Here is a 19769-nt window from a genome sequence, read left to right on the forward strand (position 1 = left end):
CCGGTCCGTATGGTGAAATCCGGGCGCCGAAAACTGCGTGATTCTCACCACGCCTGATCGAGGTTTCGCTCAGATGAGCGGATCTTGAGCGACCGCACTTCTCTAAAGAGTGGCACTCAGTGCCATCGATTGATCATTTATGACGTGAACTCAGACGTGTCGATAGCCGCTCAAGTGAGCAAGTAGAGGGGATCTATGCGCGTTGACACGTTCAAGAGGTGAACGATGTCCGGCCACCCGCCTTACCTTCCCTTGACTTTCGATCTGCTGGCGGACGAGTGGTTACGACCGTATGACGCGCAAGTGGACGTACCCAGGCGCCTTTGATCTGGGTATGTTCCCCGTCGTCAGGGCAGCCACCGCGTCCTCGAGGAGTCGAGACCCGTGTCGGAAAACAAAGATCCCCACGTAGCTGAGAGCGGCGACAGCGGCGACAGTGGCGTCGACGGAGCGAAGTTCGTCTACGACTTCACCGAGGGCAACAAGGACCTCAAGGACCTCCTTGGTGGCAAGGGTGCCAACCTCGCCGAGATGACCAACCTCGGCCTCCCCGTCCCTCCCGGCTTCACCATCACCACCGAGGCCTGCAAGACCTACCTCGACAGTGGCGACGAGCCGGCGGCACTGCGTGACGAGGTGAGCGCGCATCTCGTCGCCCTCGAAGCGAAGATGGGCAAGAAGCTCGGCCAGGCCGACGACCCCCTCCTCGTCTCGGTCCGTTCCGGGGCGAAGTTCTCCATGCCGGGCATGATGGACACCGTCCTGAACATCGGCCTCTCGGACAAGTCCGTACTGGGTCTCGCCCAGCAGGCCGGTGACGACCGCTTCGCGTGGGACTCGTACCGCAGGCTGATCCAGATGTTCGGCAAGACGGTCCTCGGCGTGGAGGGCGAGCTCTTCGAGGACGCGCTGGAGGCGGCCAAGGCCGCCAAGAAGGTCACCGTCGACACGGACCTCGAAGCGGCCGACCTCAAGAAGCTCGTCACCAAGTTCAAGAAGATCGTCAAGACCGAGGCCGGGCGGGACTTCCCGCAGGACCCGCGCGAACAGATGGACCTCGCCATCCATGCGGTCTTCGACTCCTGGAACACCGACCGGGCGAAGCTCTACCGCCGCCAGGAGCGCATCCCGGGCGACCTCGGCACGGCGGTCAACGTCTGCTCGATGGTCTTCGGCAACCTGGGCCCCGACTCGGGCACGGGAGTCGCGTTCACCCGCGACCCGGCCTCAGGCCACCGGGGCGTCTACGGCGACTACCTCCAGAACGCGCAGGGCGAGGACGTCGTCGCGGGCATCCGCAACACGGTCCCGCTCGCCGAACTGGAGCAGATCGACAAGAAGTCGTACGACCAGCTGATGCAGATCATGGGGACCCTGGAGAACCACTACAAGGACCTCTGCGACATCGAGTTCACCATCGAGCGCGGGCAGCTGTGGATGCTCCAGACGCGGGTGGGCAAGCGGACGGCGGGCGCCGCCTTCCGGATCGCCACGCAGCTGGTCGACCAGGGCCTGATCGACGAGGCCGAGGCACTCCAGCGCGTCACGGGTGCCCAGCTGGCCCAGCTGATGTTCCCGCGCTTCGACGACGAGGCGAAGGTGTCGCAGGTCGGCCGGGGCATCGCCGCCTCGCCGGGCGCGGCGGTCGGCAAGGCGGTCTTCGACTCGTACACGGCCGTGAAGTGGTCGCGTTCGGGCGAGAAGGTCATCCTGGTCCGCCGTGAGACGAACCCCGACGACCTGGACGGCATGATCGCCGCCGAGGGCATCCTCACCTCCCGCGGCGGCAAGACCTCCCACGCGGCTGTCGTCGCGCGCGGCATGGGCAAGACGTGTGTGTGCGGCGCGGAGGAGCTGGAGGTCGACACCAAGCGACGCCGGATGACGGTGCCGGGCGGACACGTCGTCGAGGAGGGCGACGTGATCTCCATCGACGGCTCCAGCGGCAAGGTGTACCTGGGCGAGGTCCCGGTCGTGCCGTCCCCCGTCGTGGAGTACTTCGAGGGCCGGATGCACGCGGGCGCCCACGACGCCGACGAACTGGTCGAGGCCGTGCACCGGATCATGGCGTTCGCCGACCGCAAGCGCCGCCTGCGGGTGCGCGCCAACGCGGACAACGCCGAGGACGCCATGCGCGCCCGCCGCTTCGGCGCCCAGGGCATCGGTCTGTGCCGTACGGAGCACATGTTCCTCGGCGACCGTCGTGAGCTGGTCGAGCGCCTGATCCTCGCGGACACGGACGCCGAGCGCGAGGAGTCGCTGAAGGCGCTCCTTCCGCTCCAGAAGCAGGACTTCGTGGAGCTGTTCTCGGCGATGGACGGCCTCCCGGTCACGGTCCGTCTCCTGGACCCGCCGCTGCACGAGTTCCTGCCGGACATCACGGAGCTGTCGGTCCGGGTCGCGCTCGCCGAGTCCCGAAGGGACGCCAACGAGAACGATCTGCGGCTCCTCCAGGCGGTGCACCGCCTGCACGAGCAGAACCCGATGCTCGGCCTGCGCGGCGTACGCCTCGGCCTGGTGATCCCCGGTCTCTTCACCATGCAGGTACGGGCGATCGCCGAGGCCGCCGCCGAACGGAAGGCCGCCAAGGGCGACCCGCGGGCGGAGGTCATGATTCCGCTGGTGGGCACGGTCCAGGAACTGGAGATCGTGCGCGAGGAGGCCGACCAGGTCATCGCGGAGGTCCAGGCGGCGACGGGCACGGACCTGAAGCTGGCCATCGGCACGATGATCGAGCTGCCGCGAGCCGCCCTGACGGCGGGCCAGATCGCGGAGGCGGCGGAGTTCTTCTCCTTCGGCACGAACGACCTGACCCAGACGGTGTGGGGCTTCAGCCGGGACGACGTGGAGGCCTCGTTCTTCACGGCGTACCTGGAGAAGGGCATCTTCGGCGTCAGCCCCTTCGAGACGATCGACCGGGACGGCGTGGGCTCGCTGGTCGAGCTGGCGGTGAAGGCGGGCCGCGCGACCCGCCCCGACCTGAAGCTCGGCGTCTGCGGCGAACACGGCGGCGACCCGGAGTCGGTCCACTTCTTCCACGAGGTGGGCCTCGACTACGTCTCCTGCTCCCCGTTCCGCATCCCGGTGGCCCGCCTGGAGGCGGGCCGGGCGGCGTCTTCGGCACGGGGGAGCGACCACCGGTAGGCGCGCCGGGCTCGCATGGCCTGACTTACCTGTAGGCGGGCCCGCAGGACCTGGCCACTGGTTGGCCGGGCCGCAGGACCTGACTGCAGGTAGCGGGCGCCCGCAGGACCCCGGGGTCGTGATCCGTCATCCCACCCTCACCGGCGGATCGCGGCTCCGGTGCACGAAAGCGAAGGGGCGGCACCTTGTGCGGAGGTGCCGCCCCGTCGTGCCCGCTTCCTAGTTCTTCCACGGACCGCCCATATCGCGCCATGCGTCGTACAGGGCGTCGGCCGTTTCGCAGTAGCCCTCCCGGCACGTCTGGCAACTGGTGCCGTGCTCCAAGAGCGCCGCGTACGCCTGCCGCACCACGCTGAACGTGCTGGAGTCGGCGGCTACTTGCATGGGTCCGGAGCCGTAGCCTCCGTCGTGCTGCTCCCACCGGACACCGCTCACTTCCGGTCCCCGTGGGGGTGGTTGCGGATCTCGACGTTGCAGTCCGAGACCTTGGACAGGTCGAGCTTGCGCCGAGCGTCTTCCCGCTGTCTGCCCAATGCTTCGCAGACTCCGCAGCCTTCTTCGGGTACGGGCTCGGGGCGGGGGATGCCCAGATGTACGGCCGCTGCCATCGTCGTCTCCATGCGACGAAGCTAGACACGGCGCTGCTCAGCTCTCCACGGTCTTGCATGAGCTTGCACGCCAACTTTCCTGGCAGGTCCCACCGTTGACGGCAAGTAGGCATTGCAGGACGCTTGTGCAAGTCTGAGCAAGTCATCGACAGGGGAGACGTCATGTCCGTTGAGTTCATCGGCATCGATCCCGACACCGATCGCGATCACTGCCCGACCGTGTGGGCCGACACGGAAGCCCGGGAACTGTTGTTGCAGGGTTGGAAGCCTGACGAGCAGACGCACGCCGAGTGCGAGGCGACTAGTCCGGCGAACGGACCGGTCCCCGATAGCGAAGCGATCGTCCGGATTCCGGCCCGGATGATTCCGATGATCCGGGAGGCGTGCCCAGCTTCGCTGAGCTGCTGGGTGCCTGCCAGCACTCCGCCGTACACCTGGAGATACGCGACTCGTACGCGCCGACGCCACGCTTCGAGGCGTGGCAGCGGGGCGAACGCGTCAACTGGCAGGACCGGGCGTCGTGGTGGCATCCGTACGACCAGCTCATCTCGGACACGGTGGCGCGTGGAGTGGTGATCCGGCGTGCCCGCATCGTCTCCGAGCCGGTCTCGGAGTACATCCGCTGGGAGCACTACGTCACGCACGCCAACGTCACGGCAGGGGAGCAGGTGCGTTGGCTGCCCCGACGGCAGGCAACCGGCCTCGCTCTCCCGGGCAATGACTTCTGGGCCTTCGACGAGACGCTGTTGCGGGTGCACCACTTCTCAGGTGACGGAGCCGTCGTGGAGGACGAGATCACGGACGATCCCGCCCTCGTGAAGCTCTCTGTCACCGCATTCGAGAGCGTGTGGGAGCGAGCCGTACCGCACGCGGACTACCAGATCTGAGGAACGGCCGGCTCATGTCTTCGCACCCCTCGTCCGCAGTCCAACAGGCACGCGAAGCGCTCGCCGCTCGCTTGCGGGACATCCGTTTGGACGCGGGGATCACGAAGCGTGAGCTGGCTGCCCGATGCGGGTGGCACGAGGCGAAGTCCTCGCGGATCGAGAACGCCCGTACGCCACCGTCGGACGCGGACATCCGGGCATGGTGCGCAGCGTGCGGCGCGGACGACCAGGCCCCGGACCTGACCGCGGCCAACCGGCAATCCACGGAGATGCACGTCGAGTGGCGCCGTCTTCAGCGCAGCGGGCTGCGGCAGTTGCAGGAGTCCGGGGCGACGCTGTATGAGCGCACAAGGCAGTTCCGGGTGTACTGCTCCGACGTCGTACCCGGCTTTCTTCAGACGCCCGGGTACGCCTCGGCGCTGCTGTCCTCGATCGCCGCGTTCCGGGGGACACCCGATGACGTGAGCCGGGCCGTCGAGGCGAGGATGAGGCGAAACAGCGTTGTACACGAGGGTGACCACCGCTTTGCCCTCGTCATCGAGGAGTCCGTCCTGCGGCACAGGATGGGCGACGCCGACACGATGGCCGGACAGCTTGGGCATCTGCTGTCGTCGATGACCCTGCCGAGCGTCGCCCTGGGCGTGATCCCGTTCGCTTTGCAGCGCACGGTGTGGCCGATGGCGACGTTCACCGTCTTCGACGACGAGCGCGTCCACGCCGACTCCCTGGACGCTGCCACGACCCTGACACAGCCGAGTCAGATAGCGCTGTACGTCAAGGCGTTCGACGGCCTCGCGCAGAACGCGGTGTACGGAGCCGCTGCCCGTGCACTGATCACAAGTGCCCTGACGACTCTCGATGCGTGAGCGCGCTGGGCGGCACCGAGTTCTGCCCTCCGGCCATGCGAACTGAGTGCTTCACTCGGTTGTGACCGTTCTCCGGGCTGCGGGTCCCGGAGCTCCGGGACCCGCAGCCCGGAGAACCCGCCGGACGCCTACCGGCCGAAGCTGCCCACCAGTGCCTCCGGCCTGTCGCGCCTGCTGTACAGCTCCCAGAACTTTTCCGCGAACACGTCCGGGTGGATGACCTCGGGCTCGAAGTCCAGCGGGCCCGGCGCCGACGTGATCGCCCGGTGCGGCACGCTGCCCTCGATCAGTGCGCCGACGTTGACCGCGCCGACGTACACGCCCTTGTCCGCGAGCGCACTGTTGAGGTTGTGGAAGTAGTTGCGCAGCGCCGCCTGGGCCATGCCCGCGTTGCCGAGGAAGGGCATGGGGTGGATGCCGGACTGCCCCGCCGTGAACAGGATCGCACCGTCGGCGCGTTCGGTCATGGCCGGCAGTACGGCCCGCACCAGGGCGACGCCCGACAGCAGGAAGCGGTCGAGGATCAGCTGGAGGTTGTCCGGGGTCACGTCCAGTACGGACGCGATGCCCTCGCCCATGTTGCCGCCGCCGGGGCTGAACTCCACGGCGTCGATCTGGCCGTACTCCTTGGTGATGGCCGCGACGGCGGCCGCGATCTGCTCCCCGTCGTAGACGTCGGCGGTGAAACCGGCCGCCTCGATGCCGTCGCCCGCGAGCTCGGTGACGAGCTTGTCCAGGTTTTCCCGGGTCCGGGCGACGAGGGCGACACGGAAGCCTTCCCGCCCGAAGCGGCGGGCGAGGGACAGCCCGAGGACGGGGCCGGCACCGAAGATGGCAAGGGTTTTGGGCATGCGAGCGTCAGCTCCTTCATGGATCCCATAAGTTGAGGTGCTCCTCAACTTACGGAGGAGCGTACGCACAAGTTGAGGGCTTCTTCAACTTGGATAGGGTGCTGCCATGCCCCCTCGCGCCAAGCCGCTCCGCAGAGACGCCCAGCGCAATCGCGACCAGTTGGTTCAAGCCGCCCGGCAGCTGTTCGCGGTACACGGGCTCGACGTCGCCCTCGACGAGATCGCCCGCACGGCCGGGGTGAGCATCGGCACGCTGTACAACCGCTTCCCCAACCGCGCGGACCTGGTGAGCGCCGTGTTCGCCGACCGGGCCGAGACGGTCGTGCGGATCGCCGAGCACGCCCTGTCGATCCCCGACCCATGGGTGGGCCTGGTGCACTTCCTGGAGCGGATCTGCGAGTTGCAGGCCGCCGACCGCGGTTACAACGAACTGGTCTCCCGGCACCTGCCGCAGACCACCCCGACCGAGGGCCATCTGCGCGGGTACGAGTTGATGACGCAGATCGTCGAGCGGGCCAAGCAGGGGAGCGCGCTGCGGGCCGACTTCACCCTGGAGGACATGGCGTTCGTGACCTGGGGGACCGCCCGCACGGTCGAGGCGACCGCGGGCGTCCGGCCCGAGGTGTGGCGGCGCCACCTCGCCATGATGCTCGACGGGATGCGCGCCTCAGCAGCCCATCCGCTGCCCGAACCGCCCATGCAGCCCGAGGAGTTGGCCCGCGTCATGGGGGCGGCCTGCGACTGAGATCCGCCTGCGGCCGACTCCGCCGACGATCGGCAAGTACGCCCTTCGTGTCCAACTCAACGCAGATCCAAGGGACTTGAGCATGGTCGGTCCATCGTCGGTAATTGGGGGTTCTCCCCCCATGCGCCCCCACCGCTCCGTTCCTAGGGTCGATCACGGCAAGACCAGCCCGTGTTCATCAGGGGGAAGAGGAGGAGCATTGAAGACCTCAATGCGCAGAGCGGTACAGGCCGGCGTGACGACCGTGGTTCTCGGCGCGGCGACGGTGCTGTCGGCCGGACAGGCGCACGCGGCGACCGGTGTGAGTGTGAGCACCGTTCGCATCTTCGTCACCGCCGTGGCGGGGAAGGCGAACGATCTTTCCATCACCCGGTCCCTCGACACCGTCACCATCAGCGACTCGGGCGACACCGTCAACGCGGGATCCGGCTGCACCCAGGTGGACGTCGACACGGTCCGCTGCCCGTACGGCGGCCGCACCCTCACCCTCGAAAGCGGGGACCTGGGTGACATAGTCACCGTGACGGGCGGAGTGCCCGCCATCATCAACGGCGGCACGGGCAACGACATCATCTCGATCGACTTCGCCGCCACCGCGGGGACCACCCTGAACGGTCAGGGCGGGCACGACACGATCTTCGGCGGTGGAGGGGTCGACGCGATCACCGGTGGCGCCGGAGACGACGTCATGTTCGGCAGAAACGGCAACGACCGCCTGGACGCCCTCGACTCCACGCAGGCCAACGACCGCTCCTTCGGGGACGCCGGTACGGACACCTGCACGAGTGACCTCAACGACCTGAAGGACAGCTGCGAGAGCTGAGCCCTTCGCGCCTCGGTCATGGACGCGGCGGGGACCTGTGGAGGGTCCCCGCCGCGTCATCTGTGTCCATCGACGTGCCCGCCGAAGGGTTCGTCGAAGTGTTCGCCGACGTATCAGCGGGCGTGTCAGCGGGCGTCGCGGCGCTTGCGCACCGTGAACAGCACCCCGCCTCCGGCGAGCAGGACGACCGCGCCGCCGGCCGCGATGTACGGGGTGGCGCCGCTGCCTCCGGTCTTCGCCAGGTCGGTTGCCTTCTGTCCCGTGTCCTGCCCCTCGTCGTCCGAGGAGGTGTCCTCGGTGCCCCCGTCGCCCGTGCCCTGGTCCTCCGCGGGGACGAAGTCCGCCGGTGGCTGGTCGCAGCCGATGCCGTCCTGGTCGCGGTCCAGGTCGTCGGCGTAGTGCTCGTCACCCTTGGAGATGTCGGAGTACCCGTTCTCGTACGCCTCGGTGCAGTTCTTGAACGGGTGTTCGCCGTCGTGGGCCTGGGCGGTGGTGGCCGACAGGGCGGTGAGCGCCAGCGCGGCGACGGCCACGGCGGCGGGCTTGCGGAGCAACTTCACGGGAGCACCTCAGATTTGGGTCGATATCCGTATGCATCCGTATGCATGATCACGGAGGGCGATCAGTCGGATTTGAGGTGATGAAGGTATTAGGGGGCCGGTGGTGCGGTGGCGGAATGACGGACCCGTGATGCGAACGTTACGTGATCGGATGGTAGCTCTCCGCTCATGGGTCCGTCGTCGACGGGCCGTTACGAGCGGAACGGGCCCCTCACCTCGTACGTGATCCCACCGGACGAACTGCCGCTGGTGCCGCGCTGGCTGGAGAAGTAGAGGCGGGTTCCGTCGGGGGAGAAGGCGGGGCCGGTGATCTCCGAGCCGGACTGGCCGTCGATGCGCAGGAACGGGGCGATCACGTCGTTCGGCGTGATCACGCAGATCTCCATGTTGCCGCCGTCCTCCGCGACGAACAGGTCGCCCGAAGCGCTGCCGGTGATGTTGTCGACGCCGGTCAGCGGGGCCGTACCGGAGGTCACGAGCGAGTCGTCGTACGCCAACTCGTATGTGTTGCTTGCCAGGTTGAGCTGCCAGACGCGGTTGTCGCCCTTGGTGGTGAACCAGACCGTGTCGTCGGCGTAGTGGCAGCCCTCGCCGCCGTTGAACTTCTTCGAGCCGGAGACCTGCGTACGGGTCGTAGTGGGGGAGCCGTCCGGGTCGGGCACGTTCGCCCAGGTGAAAGAGCCGGAGGTGGCCGTCCCGGCGACCATGACCTGAAGGGTGCCGGCGGACAGGTTGCCCCAGGTGGTGGGGACGAAGCGGTAGAGGCAGCCGTTGGTCTCGTCCTCCGTCAGGTACACCACCCGGCGCACCGGGTCGGCGGCCGCCGCCTCGTGTTTGAAGCGGCCCATCGCGTCCCGGCGCACGGCCGCGTTCACACCCCACGGGTCCGTCTCGTACACGTACCCGAGGGACACCTCCTCGCAGGACAGCCAGGTGTTCCACGGCGTCTTCCCGCCCGCGCAGTTCTGCCGGGTGCCGGACAGGATGCGGTACGCGCCCGTGATGGCGCCCGCCGACGAGAACTTCACCGCGCTCGCGCCGCCGGAGGGGTTGATCTCCGAGTTGGATACGTAGATCCAGCCGGCGCCATCCGCGTAACAGGCCCCGCCATCAGGGGCGTTGTGCCAGGTGTAGGACGTGCCGGTGACCGTCTGGCCGGACCGGGCTATCACCCGGCTGGTGAAACCGCTCGGCAGCCTGACGCCGTTCGCGTCCGCCGCGCCGAGTGCCCCGTACGGGCCGGTGCCGGGCTGGGCGGGTGCGGCGTACGCGGCGCCGCGCCACAGGGTTCCACCGAAGACGGCGGACGAACCGCCGAGGACGGCCGCACGCAGGAGAGTACGACGTTCCACTGTCGCTCCAAGGGGGTGCCGTGACCGCCCCGTCCGCCGGTCGGCGACGGGGTCGCGCACCGCCGGAGCCTAGGAGTGCGGGGTGGACGCGCCATGGCCGGGCGGTGACGTGTACGCATCACTGGCTGGCCGGGTGCCCCGTACGCGCATACGCGCATACGCCCTTGCGTCATGCCTTCAGGGCGTCGTACGCGATGCCCGTCAGCCGCTCCGACTCCTCCCAAAGTCGTTGCCCCGCCGTGTCGTTGAGGGTCCACTTGGCGCGCCACGACTTCGCGGGGGAGCCGCGCCAGGCAAGGATGGAAGGGCCGGTGAAGGAGTCCGGGCCCGCTTCGGGGGCGGTCGCCGCGTACAGGCTGGGGAGGGCGCCCGCCTCCGCGGACTGGGCGAAGAGTCGGTTGCCGATCTCCATGAACCGTACGGAGGCCTTGCGGCCCTGCATCTTCGGGGCCGCGGTCTGGAGGTTGGTGGCGGCGTAGCCGGGGTGCGCGGCAGCCGCCACGACATCGGAGCCGATGGCGGCGAGCCGGCGCGCCAACTCGTGGACGAACAGCAGGTTCGCCGTCTTCGAGCGCGCGTACGCGGTCCAACGCCCGTACTTGCGCTCGCTGTTGAGGTCGTTGATGTCGATGTTGGCCTGCGCGTGCATGAAGCTGGACACGCTCACCACACGGGCGCCGGGCGCCCCGGACGCACCGGACGTGGCGAGCAGCGTCGGCAGGAGCAGCCCGGTGAGCGCGAAGTGGCCGAGGTGGTTGACCCCGAACTGCGTCTCGAAGCCGTCCGCCGTGCGGCCCTGCGGCAGCGCCATCACGCCCGCGTTGTTGACGAGCAGGTCGAGACGGTCGTACCGCCGCGCGTACGCCGCCGCGAACTCCCGTACGGAGTCCAGGTCCCCGAGATCCAGCCGTACGAACTCCGCGTCCGCGTCGGGGACTTCGATGGCCAGGCGGTCGGCCGCCTCGGTGCCGCGCGCCTCACTGCGACAGGCGAGGACGACGCGCGCCCCGCGCCGGGCCAGTTCGCGGGCGGTGACGTACCCGATCCCGCTGTTCGCCCCGGTGACGACGGCCGTACGGCCGCTCTGGTCGGGGATGTCCTGCGCAGTCCAGCCGCTCATGGCTTGACTCCCTCTGCGTAGTCACATGTCCGGCTGTGCATCCATCCCGACAAGGGGCTGGCAAGGGGCAGAGTCTACCGCTCCGATGGCCCGTTGGGCCATCCTGTGGGGCTGACGAACATGCAGGTCAGACTGGATGTGGCAGGCGTTTCGGACACATGTCGCGGAGGGCAACGACACGGCCGGACCGCTGGGATGACAGCACCCCTCGGGACGGGTGTCGAGCTCTCGCGCAACACCCGCCCCTCACAGCGGAGTTCAGGACGTGGGGTAGCAGGACTCCGTGATGCCGGGCGGCGAGTCGGTGCCGAACGCCGCCGTCGTGCACGGTGGTCCGGTCAGGGATACGAGGTCACCATGGACGGCACCGTGTCCGATCCCGAGGTCGGCGAGCCCGTCTCGTTGATCACGCGCTCGTACTGCCCCTTGCCGCCGAGCGAGATGACCATCACATGGTGGAACTTCACGCCCGAGGTGTTCGGAACGGCGAATCCGTTGTGCTGGACGATCGTCGGATCGACGTTGAAGAAGCAGTAGCTGCCGAGCCCCCACGCCTCGTGCGTGGTCACGGTGTCGGCGACCTTGTAGGCCGCGTACCCCTTGATGTTGCCGTTCTGGATGGCGGCCTGGTTCGGGGCGTCGTACGCCTTCTCGTTCTGGAAGAAGATCGTGCGGCCGCCCTGGCCGTACCACTGGACGTCGTACTTGTTGAAGTGCTCGACGAACAGCCCGGTGGCCAGCACGTCGTTGCCGTTGACGCGGACGCCGTAGTCGGCCCGGTTGGTCTCCCAGCCGACTCCGGCGCCGTGGTCGGCGCGCCAGACCCAGGTGTGGTCGATGATCGTGTGGCGGCTGTTGATCACCATGCTGGTGGTGGCCTTGCCGGCGCCCGCGCCGCCGATGCGGATGAAGACGTCCTGCACCGTGGTCGGGTTGACGGAGTGGTCGGCCGAAGCGCCGGTGGGACCGACCTCAAGGAGCGTGGCGGAGTTGACGGGCCCGGCGTCGATGAGGAAGCCCGCGAGGCGGACGCCGTCGACATCGGCCACCTTGAGCGCGGTGACACCGTTGTCAGGGATCAGGGTGGCGTAACCGAGGCCGAGGACCACGGTGTTGGCACGGTTGACCTGGATCGGCTGGTCGAGGTGGTAGATCCCCGGCGTCAGCAGCAGATGGAGGCCTTGCGTGAGTGCCTCGTTGAGGGTGGCGGCGGTGACGCCGGGCTTCGCCACGTAGAACTGCGTCAGCGCCAGTGACGTACCGCGAGGCGTGCCGGCTCCCCAGGTGGTGCCGCGTGCGTTGACCCGCTTCTCCGGCAGGAAGACGCGGTATTCCGTGCCGTTGAGGTAGAGGAACGGCTTCTCGCGGGAGATCGGCGTGGTGTTGAGCGTGGTGTACGGCGGGTTCGGGAAGGTCTGCGCCGGGGCGCCCTCGACGCCCGAGAACACCATGTTCCAGACGGCGTTGAGCCAGCCGCCCACAAAGCTGTCGCGGGTGTACCACTGCTGCTGCGAGTACGGACCGACCGTGCCGTCGATGCGGCTGTCGGCGATGTAGCCGCCGCTGGCCCAGCCGTAGCCGTTGGGGGAGAGGTTGAGACCGCCCCGGACGTGCATCCGCCGGAAGGGGGCGGCCTGTGCGACGGCCCACCGGTTGGTGCCGTTGACGGGAGTGATCGCGAGGTTCTCCGCCGAACGCCAGAAGTTCTGGGTGGCGTTGCCGTTGAACCAGCCCGCGTCGACGGTTATGTCACCGTTGATCGAGGTGTCGTCCGGGGACAGACCGAGGCCCGAGATCGAGGTGTAGAAGCCGAGTTGGGCGTTGAGCCCGTTGTACGTGCCCGGCTTGAACAGCAGCTGATAGCGGCCCGTGCCGAACTGCGCCGTCTCCTGCTGGGCGAATATCTGGTCCAACTTGGCCTGGATACCTGAGGTGGACGGGTCGAAGACGATGACGTTCGGGCCGAGATCACCACCTCCCGGCAGGGCCCGGGCGCGGTCGGGAGCGGCGGATGCCGCCGACGACGACAGGGCGAGCAGCCCTGGCGCGGCCGCCGCCGCGGCCACGGCGCCGAGAACCGACCGGCGGGCGAGGGGAGTTCTGCCGGAGGACGAGGAATCTGTGGGGGAAGGAGACATGGGGGCGACTCTCCTGGTTCAGGAAATGAACGGTGGGGGGTTTTGGGAGCGCTCTCTCGCCGATGAATGCTTCATCTGCGCGAGCCACACGTCAAGAGTTGTGACCGGAGTCCGTACTTGTTGTTGCTGAGTGAACATCAACTGATCTCGCTGGGCGGCTTCGGCTTCATCCGCTGGTGTGTGCCCTCGCGAACACCGGCGAGGCCGTGGCCGGCCGACCGCGGCCCCGCTCACCGGGAGGCGTACTCCTCGGGTACGGGCCGCGTGTCGAGGTAGAACCACTCGGCGGTGGGCCCGGGCCCCCGCGTCGGGCCCGTGGTCGTGGGTGCGTACGGGTGCCTGGGGAGCGCGGCCCCGGTCGGGTGCGCCTGCTCACCGACAGCCGGGTCCGCCACGGACGCCGGCTTTGCCGGACCCGGCATCAGCAACTCCACCCGCAGGCCGAGCCCCCGCTGCTGGGCGACGAACTCCTCCACCTGGTTGCGACAGGCGTGATCGAGGTGGGTCACACCGGTCAGGTCGAGCCGGATGCGCGGCTTGCCCGCCTCGGCGGCGGCCTCCAGGGCCTCGATCAGCTGGGGCAGCCGCAGGAACGTGGCGTTGCCCGCCATGACGACCTTGGCGGTGTCCTCCTCCAGGTGCTGCTTGATGACGGTCTGCGACATGCGAAGGGCCGCGAGGACGATGCCGGCGGCCAGGCCGAAGAGGACGCCTTCGAGGAGCGCGGTCGCCACGATGACCAGCGTGGTGAGGGTCATCACCGCGAACTCGCCCCGGTCCTGGCGCCACATCTTCGGGAACTCCTCGGGGGCGAAGAGCTTCCAGCCGCTGTGGACGAGGACGCCCGCGAGGACGGCGATCGGGATCAGGGCGAGGACCTGGGGCAGGAGCAGCGCGAAGGCCAGCAGCCACAGGCCGTGCAGCGTACGGGACAGGCGGGTCTTGGCGCCCGCCTGGACGTTCGCGGAACTGCGGGCCACGACCGCAGTGATGGGCAGCGCGCCGAGGAGGCCCGCCACGGTGTTTCCGGCGCCCTGGGCGATGAGTTCGGGGTTGTAGCGGGTGCGCGGGCCGCTGTGCATACGGTCCACTGCGGCGGCCGTGAACAGGCTCTCCGCCGAGGCGATCACCGTGAAGGTGAGGATGGCGGTGATGATCCCGACGTCGGCGAGTCCCGCGAACTCGGCCGGGCCGGGGACGTCCACGGACGCGAGCAGATTGCCCACCTGGAGCGTCTTCACGTCCACGCCCGGCAGCGAGGCGACCGCGATACCGATCCCGACGGCCACGAGCGCGGCCGGGACCTTCTTCACCGGGCCCGGCATCTTCTTCCACAGGAAGCTGAGCGCGATGGTGGCGATGCCGAGTCCTGCGGCGATCAGCGCCTGGGGGTTGGCGGAGGTGTCGGCGATCAGACCGGGGAGGCCCGCCATGTTCTCGATCGGCGTGCCCGGGGCCTTGGAGTCGGACATCGGGTACAACTGGCTGAACATCAGCGGCAGTCCGATGCCCGCGAGCATGCCCTGGACGACGGCCAGCGAGATCGCCTGGAAGATCCGGCCGAGGCGGACCAGGCCCAGGACGATCTGCAGGATGCCCGAGCCGAGGACGATCACGCCGAGCATGGCGACGCCGTACTCGACGACGGTCTCCGCCACGAGGGCCGCCAACCCGGCCGCCGGACCGCTGACTTGGAGGGTGCTGCCGCGCGCGGCGCCGACCACCAGGCCGCCGATGACACCGGAGATGATGCCCAACTCGGCGGGGACACCGGAGGCGACGGCCACGCCGATGCACAGGGGGAGCGCGACGAGGAAGACGACGAGGGAGGCGGTGATCTCGGTCGCGAGGTCGGCCTTCGGCCCCTTGGTGCTCTTGCTGGTTCCGGCGGTCTTGTTCGTCCTTGCGGTCCTTGCGGTCCTGGCGGTCTTGGTCGGCGGGGTGGCGCCCGTCGAAGTGGCTGCCGATGTGGCTGCCGAAGTGGGGGCCGAAGTGGGGGCCGGCGGGGAGATGTCCGGGGCGTAGGCGGGTGCGGTCGGGGCGGGGAAGTCCGGGACCGGCGGGGCGTCCGGCATCCTGGCGTGCGCCGGTACGCGTCCGCGTGCGTGCAGCCCGCTCATGCGGCGTGCACCCGGAAGCTGCCGTCCTCGTCCAACTCGTGGACCTGGCCGGTGTCGACCTCGTAGTACCAGCCGTGCAGCCGCAGCCGTCCCGCGTCGAGCCGTGGCTTGGTCACCGGGTAACTCCGCAGAGCCGCAAGCTGGTTGACGACGTTGAGCTGGGCCACGGCGGGCATCGACGGGTCCTCGAATGCTCCGTCGAGCAACGGCGCGAGCTCCGGGCGGGCCAGGTCCAGCCAGGCGTCCACACCGGGCAGCGCGGACAGGTCGTCGCCGGACTTCAGAGCGCCCATCGCGCCGCAGTGGGAATGGCCGCACACGACGATGTCCTGAACGCCGAGCACCTCCAGTGCGTACTCGATGGTGGCGGCCTCGCCGGAGGCGCCCTGCCGCCCGTGCGGTGGAACGATATTGCCCGCGTTCCGCAGCTCGAATATCTCTCCGGGCCGTGCGCCCGTGATCAGGGCGGGTATGACCCGTGAGTCCGAGCAGGTAATGAACAATGCCTCCGGATATTGGCCTTCGGCCAGTTTCCGGTATTCGCCGCTCTCGAAATCGACGCGCCTCTTGAACGAGCGGGCGCGGTCCAGCAGTGCCTTCACGGTTCCTCCCGGCAGGGGGTTCGACCAGGGCTTTCCCGTCGTGCTCTCACCGTAGAGGGGCTACTGCCAGGCGAAGGTTAAGAGAACACTAGAGCAGGGCCAGGGATGGCCCATATTTCGTCCCGGCGGCCTGAATCCTCGTCGCCTACAAGCCATCCAGGGGCGGTTTTGAGCGGCCGGTCACATTGCCTTGGGTATAGGAGACGTGCCTATGACTGCTCTTGTAGCGTGTGCCCTCCACGGCACGGAATTCGTGCTGTCCGGATTCATGGGGAGACAGGGCGTATGGGCGTACGAGTGCTGCTCATCGAGGACGACGAGACGATCGCCGAGCCGCTCGCCGAGGGTCTGGGTCACTTCGGGCTGACGGTCGACCACGTCTCGACCGGGGCCGCCGGGCTGAGAGGGCCGTACGGCGATGTCGTCCTGCTCGACCTGGGGTTGCCCGACATGGACGGCATCGACGTCTGCCGTGGGATCCGGCAGTACTCCGACGTGCCCGTCATCATCCTCAGCGCGCGCGGCGAGGAGGCCGACCGCGTCCTGGGTCTGGAACTCGGCGCCGACGACTACCTGGCGAAGCCCTTCAGCCTGCGTGAACTGGTGGCCCGGATCAGGGCGGTCACGCGCCGTACCCAGCCGGGCCGCGGCCTGCAACAGGGCCTGCAACAGGGCCTGACGGAGGGTGAGTTCATGGCGACGCCGCCCGGTGGGACACCTGTGGTGGGCCCGTTCGGTGCGGGTCCGCTCGGCACGGGCGCGTTCGGAATGGGTCCGCTCGGATCGGGTCCGATCGGTACGGGGACCCTCGGCTCGGGTCCGATCGGTACGGGTCCGATCGGCACAGGGACCCTTGGTGCGGGCGTGCGGGTGACCGGCCTGCTCGGTGACGGGTCGACCACCGCCGGGTCGCTCGGTGCCGGGTCTGCGGATTCCGGCCCTTCGGATTCCGGCCCTTCGGGCGTCGGCTCTTCGGGAGTTGGCCCTTCGGGCGTCGGCTCTTCGGGCGTCGGCTCTTCGGGCGTCGGGCCTTCGGGTGTGGGGCCTTCGGGTGTGGGGCCTTCGGGTGTCGGGCCTTCGGGTGTCGGCTCGTCCGACTGGCGGTCTCGTTCCGAGGGGGCGTACGAGTCGGCGTCCTCGCCGAGTGCCGGATCCTCCGCCGCCCGGCTTCGCGCCGCGGAACCGCGGGACGAGAAGCCGTTCAGGGGCGAGTCGTTCAGCGCCGAGCCGTTCGCGGGTGAGTCGTTCTCCGCGGGGCCGGACACGGCTGGGCGCGACACCGCGCGGCGGGACGCCGCAGGGTGGGGTGGTTCCGGGCGAGGCGGCTCCGGGCGGGGCAAATCCCGGCGGGGCATTGGCAGTCGGGGCATTGCCGGTTCGGACGAACCGGGGCCGGCTGTCGCGGGGGCGGATGCCACATCGCCCGCGCGGCCGTCGTACGACCGGTTCGACGGCACCGGCGCACGGTCTTTGTACGACCCGTCCGACGGCATCCGCACGCCGTCTTCGTACGACCCCACCGACGGCAACGGCACGCCGTCTTCGTACGACCCGTCCGCAGCGACTCGCACGCCGGACCCGTACGACTCCGCCGACTCCGGCGAGTCCGCCGGGCGCACCCGCGCATCGACCTCGTACGAACTTCCCGGAGACACCCGGGCCGTCGACCCGTACGACCTGTCGTCCGGCGCCGCCCGTTCCTCCGGCCCGTACGACTCCTACGACCAGCCGTCCGGTGTTGGACCTTCCGGTATGGGGCGGCGCTTCGAGGAGTCCTCGCGTTCCTTCGACGCCGGGCCGGCCTTCGAGTTCGCGCCGCCGGTCCCGGCCGGGCGGCCGCGGCGGGAGCCGTCGGCGGGGCTTGCCGAGAGCGCACCTGATGCCGAGCCGGGGGCGGAGTCGGCCGCCGAGGAGCCGTCCGCCCCCGGCCCCCTCGTCGTCGACCGCCGCACCCGGCAGGTCTGGGTGGGTGACGCACCGGTCTCGCTGACGCCGAAGGAGTTCGAACTGCTCGCGCTGCTCACCGAGGACCCCGGAGCGGTCTACTCGCGGCAGCAGATCCTGGACCGGGTGTGGGACCCGCACTACCAGGGACCGACCAAGACGCTGGACGTCCATGTCGCCACGCTGCGAAGGAAGTTGGGGAACTCGGCGTGGATCCAGACCCTGCGCGGGGTCGGATTCAGACTCGCCGTGCAGAACCGGCCGCCCTCGGCGGGCGGAACCGTGAGTGGGGCGACGGGCGGCTCGTACGGGGAGCAGCCCGGCAGACGGAACGACTCATCCGGCACGCCCGGCACGCCCGGCACGCCCGGCACGCCCGGCACGCCCGGCTCGTACGGATCGTTCGAGTCGTTCGAGTCGTTCGGGTCGAGTGGCGCGCACGACGACCTTCCGGGCGGCGGATCCCAAGGAGCCCGGCCGGCGGCCTTCCGGTGACGCGTCGGCTCCTGCTCAGTTACCTGAGCCTCGCCGTGTTGCTCCTGCTCTGCCTGGAGATCCCGTTGGGCTTCGTCTACTCCCGCGGCGAGCGCGAGCGGGTCACCAACCTGGCGAAGGAGGAGGCGGAGTCGGTCTCCGCGTACGCGTCGCTGGCCCTCTCCATGGGCGGCCGCGCGGGACGGGACCTGCCCGGCAGGGTGAGCCGCTGCGCGGACCGCATCGACGGCAAGGTGGTGGTCGTCGACCGTTCCGGCGCGTTGGTCACCAGTTCGCACACCCTGTCGGCGGCGGAGACGCAGGGCCTCGCCACCCGTCCCGGGATCGCGGCGGCGCTGCGGGGAGCGGCCACGCAGGACGTCCGTACCTCCACCATCGGCGGCGTCCAGTACCTGTCGGTCGCGGCCCCGATCGCGCAGGGCTCGTACGAACAGGGCGCCGTGTGGATCACGTTGCCCACGCGGATGGTGCAGGCCCGGGTGCACCATGTCTGGCTGCTGCTGGCGCTCGGCGGGCTCGCGGCCCTCACCGCCGTCGCGGTCATCGGCTTCGCCATCGCCCGCTGGACCGGCCGCCCCATCCGTGAACTGGAGCGCGCCACGCACGAGTTGGCCGAGGGCGGCCCGTCCACACCGGTGGCGATCACCAAGGGACCGCCGGAGGTACGGAGCCTCGCGGCCACCTTCAACCGCACCGCGGCCCGCCTCGAACACCTCCTCGCCTCCCAGCGCGCCTTCGCGGGCGAGGCCTCGCACCAGCTCAAGACGCCCCTCGCCGCGCTGCGACTGCGCCTGGAGAACCTGGAGTCCGACATCGCCCTGCACGCCCGGGGCAACCTGACCGCCGCGATGACCGAGACCGACCGGCTCGCCAGGATGGTCGAGGGGCTGCTGGCGATGGCCCGGCTCGACGAGAGCGCGGCGGTGCGCGAGCCGGTTGACCTGGACCGGGTCTGCGCGGAGCGGCACCGGGCCTGGGCGCCGATGTTCGAGCAGTACGGCGTACAGCTCGTGCTGCTCGGCGACTACGGCGGACCGGTCCTCGCCCTGCCCGGCGCGGTCGAGCAGATCCTGGACAACCTGCTGTCCAACGCACTGCGCGTGGCGCCCCGTCACTCCACGGTGTCCATCGACCTGCGCAGGCCCGAGACCCACGAACGCCGCTTCCACCACCGCCCGGCGGGCCCGGACCGCGTCGAACTGCACGTCACGGACGAGGGCCCCGGCATGACCGAGGAACAGCGCCGCCGCGCCTTCGACCGCTTCTGGCGCGCTCCCGACGCGCCGAAGGGCGGTACGGGGCTGGGTCTGGCCCTCGTCCAGCGGCTTGCCCATGCGAGCGGAGGTGACGTCCTGCTCCGTGCCGGTGCCTCCGGCGGTTTGGACGCGGTGGTCCGGCTGGCGCCGGGCGGTGGTGGCTCGGCGGCTTCCCCGAGACCGTTGGAGAGCGCGGCTCAACGGGTGTTCTGAGGCTCGCGCGGTAGGGCATGAAGGCCTGCGGGTTTGTTGTGGCTG

Annotated in this window: 15 protein-coding genes and 3 pseudogenes; 9 read left to right on the forward strand and 9 right to left on the reverse strand. The window is 69.4% G+C overall.

Translation table 11 applies throughout. From position 1 onward, the window contains the following. The first annotated feature begins 384 nt into the window (after positions 1–384). Complete coding sequence (gene ppdK / locus OHA11_RS31920; protein WP_266502294.1) at positions 385–3144, forward strand: pyruvate, phosphate dikinase; 2760 nt, start codon at positions 385–387, stop codon at positions 3142–3144. A 219-nt stretch (positions 3145–3363) separates the two neighbouring features. On the opposite strand, the gene OHA11_RS31925 is transcribed toward ppdK, so the two are convergent. Next, positions 3364–3579 carry a hypothetical protein gene (locus OHA11_RS31925; protein WP_266502296.1) on the reverse strand — a complete coding sequence of 72 codons (216 nt, stop codon included), beginning with the start codon at positions 3577–3579 and terminating at the stop codon, positions 3364–3366. After that, on the reverse strand, positions 3576–3764 hold the full coding sequence (locus tag OHA11_RS31930; protein ID WP_266502298.1) for a hypothetical protein: 189 nt from the start codon (positions 3762–3764) through the stop codon (positions 3576–3578). The genes OHA11_RS31925 and OHA11_RS31930 overlap by 4 nt, the downstream gene beginning before the upstream one ends. Positions 3765–3914: 150 nt before the next feature. On the opposite strand from OHA11_RS31930, the pseudogene OHA11_RS31935 reads away from it, so the two are divergent. From OHA11_RS31935 to OHA11_RS31945, 3 genes and pseudogenes are all read left to right on the forward strand, one after another. Then, positions 3915–4139: pseudogene (locus OHA11_RS31935) on the forward strand (hypothetical protein); the annotation flags it as partial. Then, positions 4136–4639, forward strand: coding sequence for a DUF6879 family protein (locus OHA11_RS31940; protein WP_266502300.1), 504 nt, complete (start codon positions 4136–4138; stop codon positions 4637–4639). The pseudogene OHA11_RS31935 and the gene OHA11_RS31940, both read left to right, overlap by 4 nt. A 14-nt stretch (positions 4640–4653) precedes the next feature. Next, on the forward strand, positions 4654–5505 hold the full coding sequence (locus tag OHA11_RS31945; protein ID WP_266502301.1) for a helix-turn-helix transcriptional regulator: 852 nt from the start codon (positions 4654–4656) through the stop codon (positions 5503–5505). A gap of 128 nt (positions 5506–5633) precedes the next feature. Here OHA11_RS31945 and OHA11_RS31950 read toward each other — a convergent pair whose 3' ends face one another. Then, positions 5634–6356: an SDR family oxidoreductase gene (locus tag OHA11_RS31950; protein WP_266502302.1), complete on the reverse strand. Its 723-nt coding sequence runs from the start codon at positions 6354–6356 to the stop codon at positions 5634–5636. Positions 6357–6462: 106 nt separating this feature from the next. On the opposite strand from OHA11_RS31950, the gene OHA11_RS31955 reads away from it, so the two are divergent. Further along, positions 6463–7101: a TetR/AcrR family transcriptional regulator gene (locus OHA11_RS31955; RefSeq protein ID WP_266502308.1), complete on the forward strand. Its 639-nt coding sequence runs from the start codon at positions 6463–6465 to the stop codon at positions 7099–7101. Between the two features lie 211 nt (positions 7102–7312). Next, positions 7313–7924, forward strand: a complete 612-nt coding sequence (locus tag OHA11_RS31960; RefSeq protein WP_266502309.1) for a calcium-binding protein — start codon at positions 7313–7315, stop codon at positions 7922–7924. Between the two features lie 125 nt (positions 7925–8049). Here OHA11_RS31960 and OHA11_RS31965 read toward each other — a convergent pair whose 3' ends face one another. The 6 genes from OHA11_RS31965 to OHA11_RS31990 form a co-directional block, all read right to left on the reverse strand. Then, complete coding sequence (locus OHA11_RS31965) at positions 8050–8484, reverse strand: LAETG motif-containing sortase-dependent surface protein (protein ID WP_266502311.1); 435 nt, start codon at positions 8482–8484, stop codon at positions 8050–8052. 191 nt (positions 8485–8675) lie between these two features. Then, positions 8676–9836 (reverse strand): alkaline phosphatase PhoX, encoded by a 1161-nt coding sequence (locus OHA11_RS31970; protein ID WP_266502313.1) that lies wholly within the window; start codon positions 9834–9836, stop codon positions 8676–8678. A 169-nt stretch (positions 9837–10005) separates the two neighbouring features. Next, positions 10006–10956, reverse strand: coding sequence for an oxidoreductase (locus OHA11_RS31975; protein ID WP_266502314.1), 951 nt, complete (start codon positions 10954–10956; stop codon positions 10006–10008). A gap of 338 nt (positions 10957–11294) precedes the next feature. Beyond that, entirely contained in the window at positions 11295–13094 is a 1800-nt protein-coding gene (locus OHA11_RS31980; protein WP_266502315.1) for a coagulation factor 5/8 type domain-containing protein, read from the reverse strand. A 230-nt stretch (positions 13095–13324) separates the two neighbouring features. After that, the gene (locus OHA11_RS31985) at positions 13325–15214 is read right to left on the reverse strand and encodes a SulP family inorganic anion transporter (RefSeq protein WP_266502316.1); all 1890 of its coding nucleotides are present in this window, start codon (positions 15212–15214) and stop codon (positions 13325–13327) included. Beyond that, positions 15211–15816, reverse strand: a complete 606-nt coding sequence (locus OHA11_RS31990; RefSeq protein ID WP_266502317.1) for a carbonic anhydrase — start codon at positions 15814–15816, stop codon at positions 15211–15213. Before OHA11_RS31990 ends, OHA11_RS31985 begins: the two co-directional genes overlap by 4 nt. A gap of 285 nt (positions 15817–16101) precedes the next feature. Here OHA11_RS31990 and OHA11_RS31995 point away from each other — a divergent pair. The 3 genes and pseudogenes from OHA11_RS31995 to OHA11_RS32005 form a co-directional block, all read left to right on the forward strand. Then, positions 16102–16455: pseudogene (locus OHA11_RS31995) on the forward strand (response regulator transcription factor); the annotation flags it as partial. A 1284-nt stretch (positions 16456–17739) separates the two neighbouring features. Continuing rightward, a pseudogene (locus OHA11_RS32000) lies at positions 17740–18012 on the forward strand (winged helix-turn-helix domain-containing protein); the annotation flags it as partial. 239 nt (positions 18013–18251) lie between these two features. Next, a complete protein-coding gene (locus OHA11_RS32005; RefSeq protein ID WP_266502318.1) occupies positions 18252–19724 on the forward strand; it encodes a HAMP domain-containing sensor histidine kinase in 1473 nt (490 codons plus the stop codon). The last annotated feature ends 45 nt before the right edge of the window (positions 19725–19769 follow it).

It is taken from the genome of Streptomyces sp. NBC_00878 (genome assembly GCF_026341515.1).
In the GTDB taxonomy this organism is placed as follows: Bacteria; Actinomycetota; Actinomycetes; order Streptomycetales; family Streptomycetaceae; genus Streptomyces.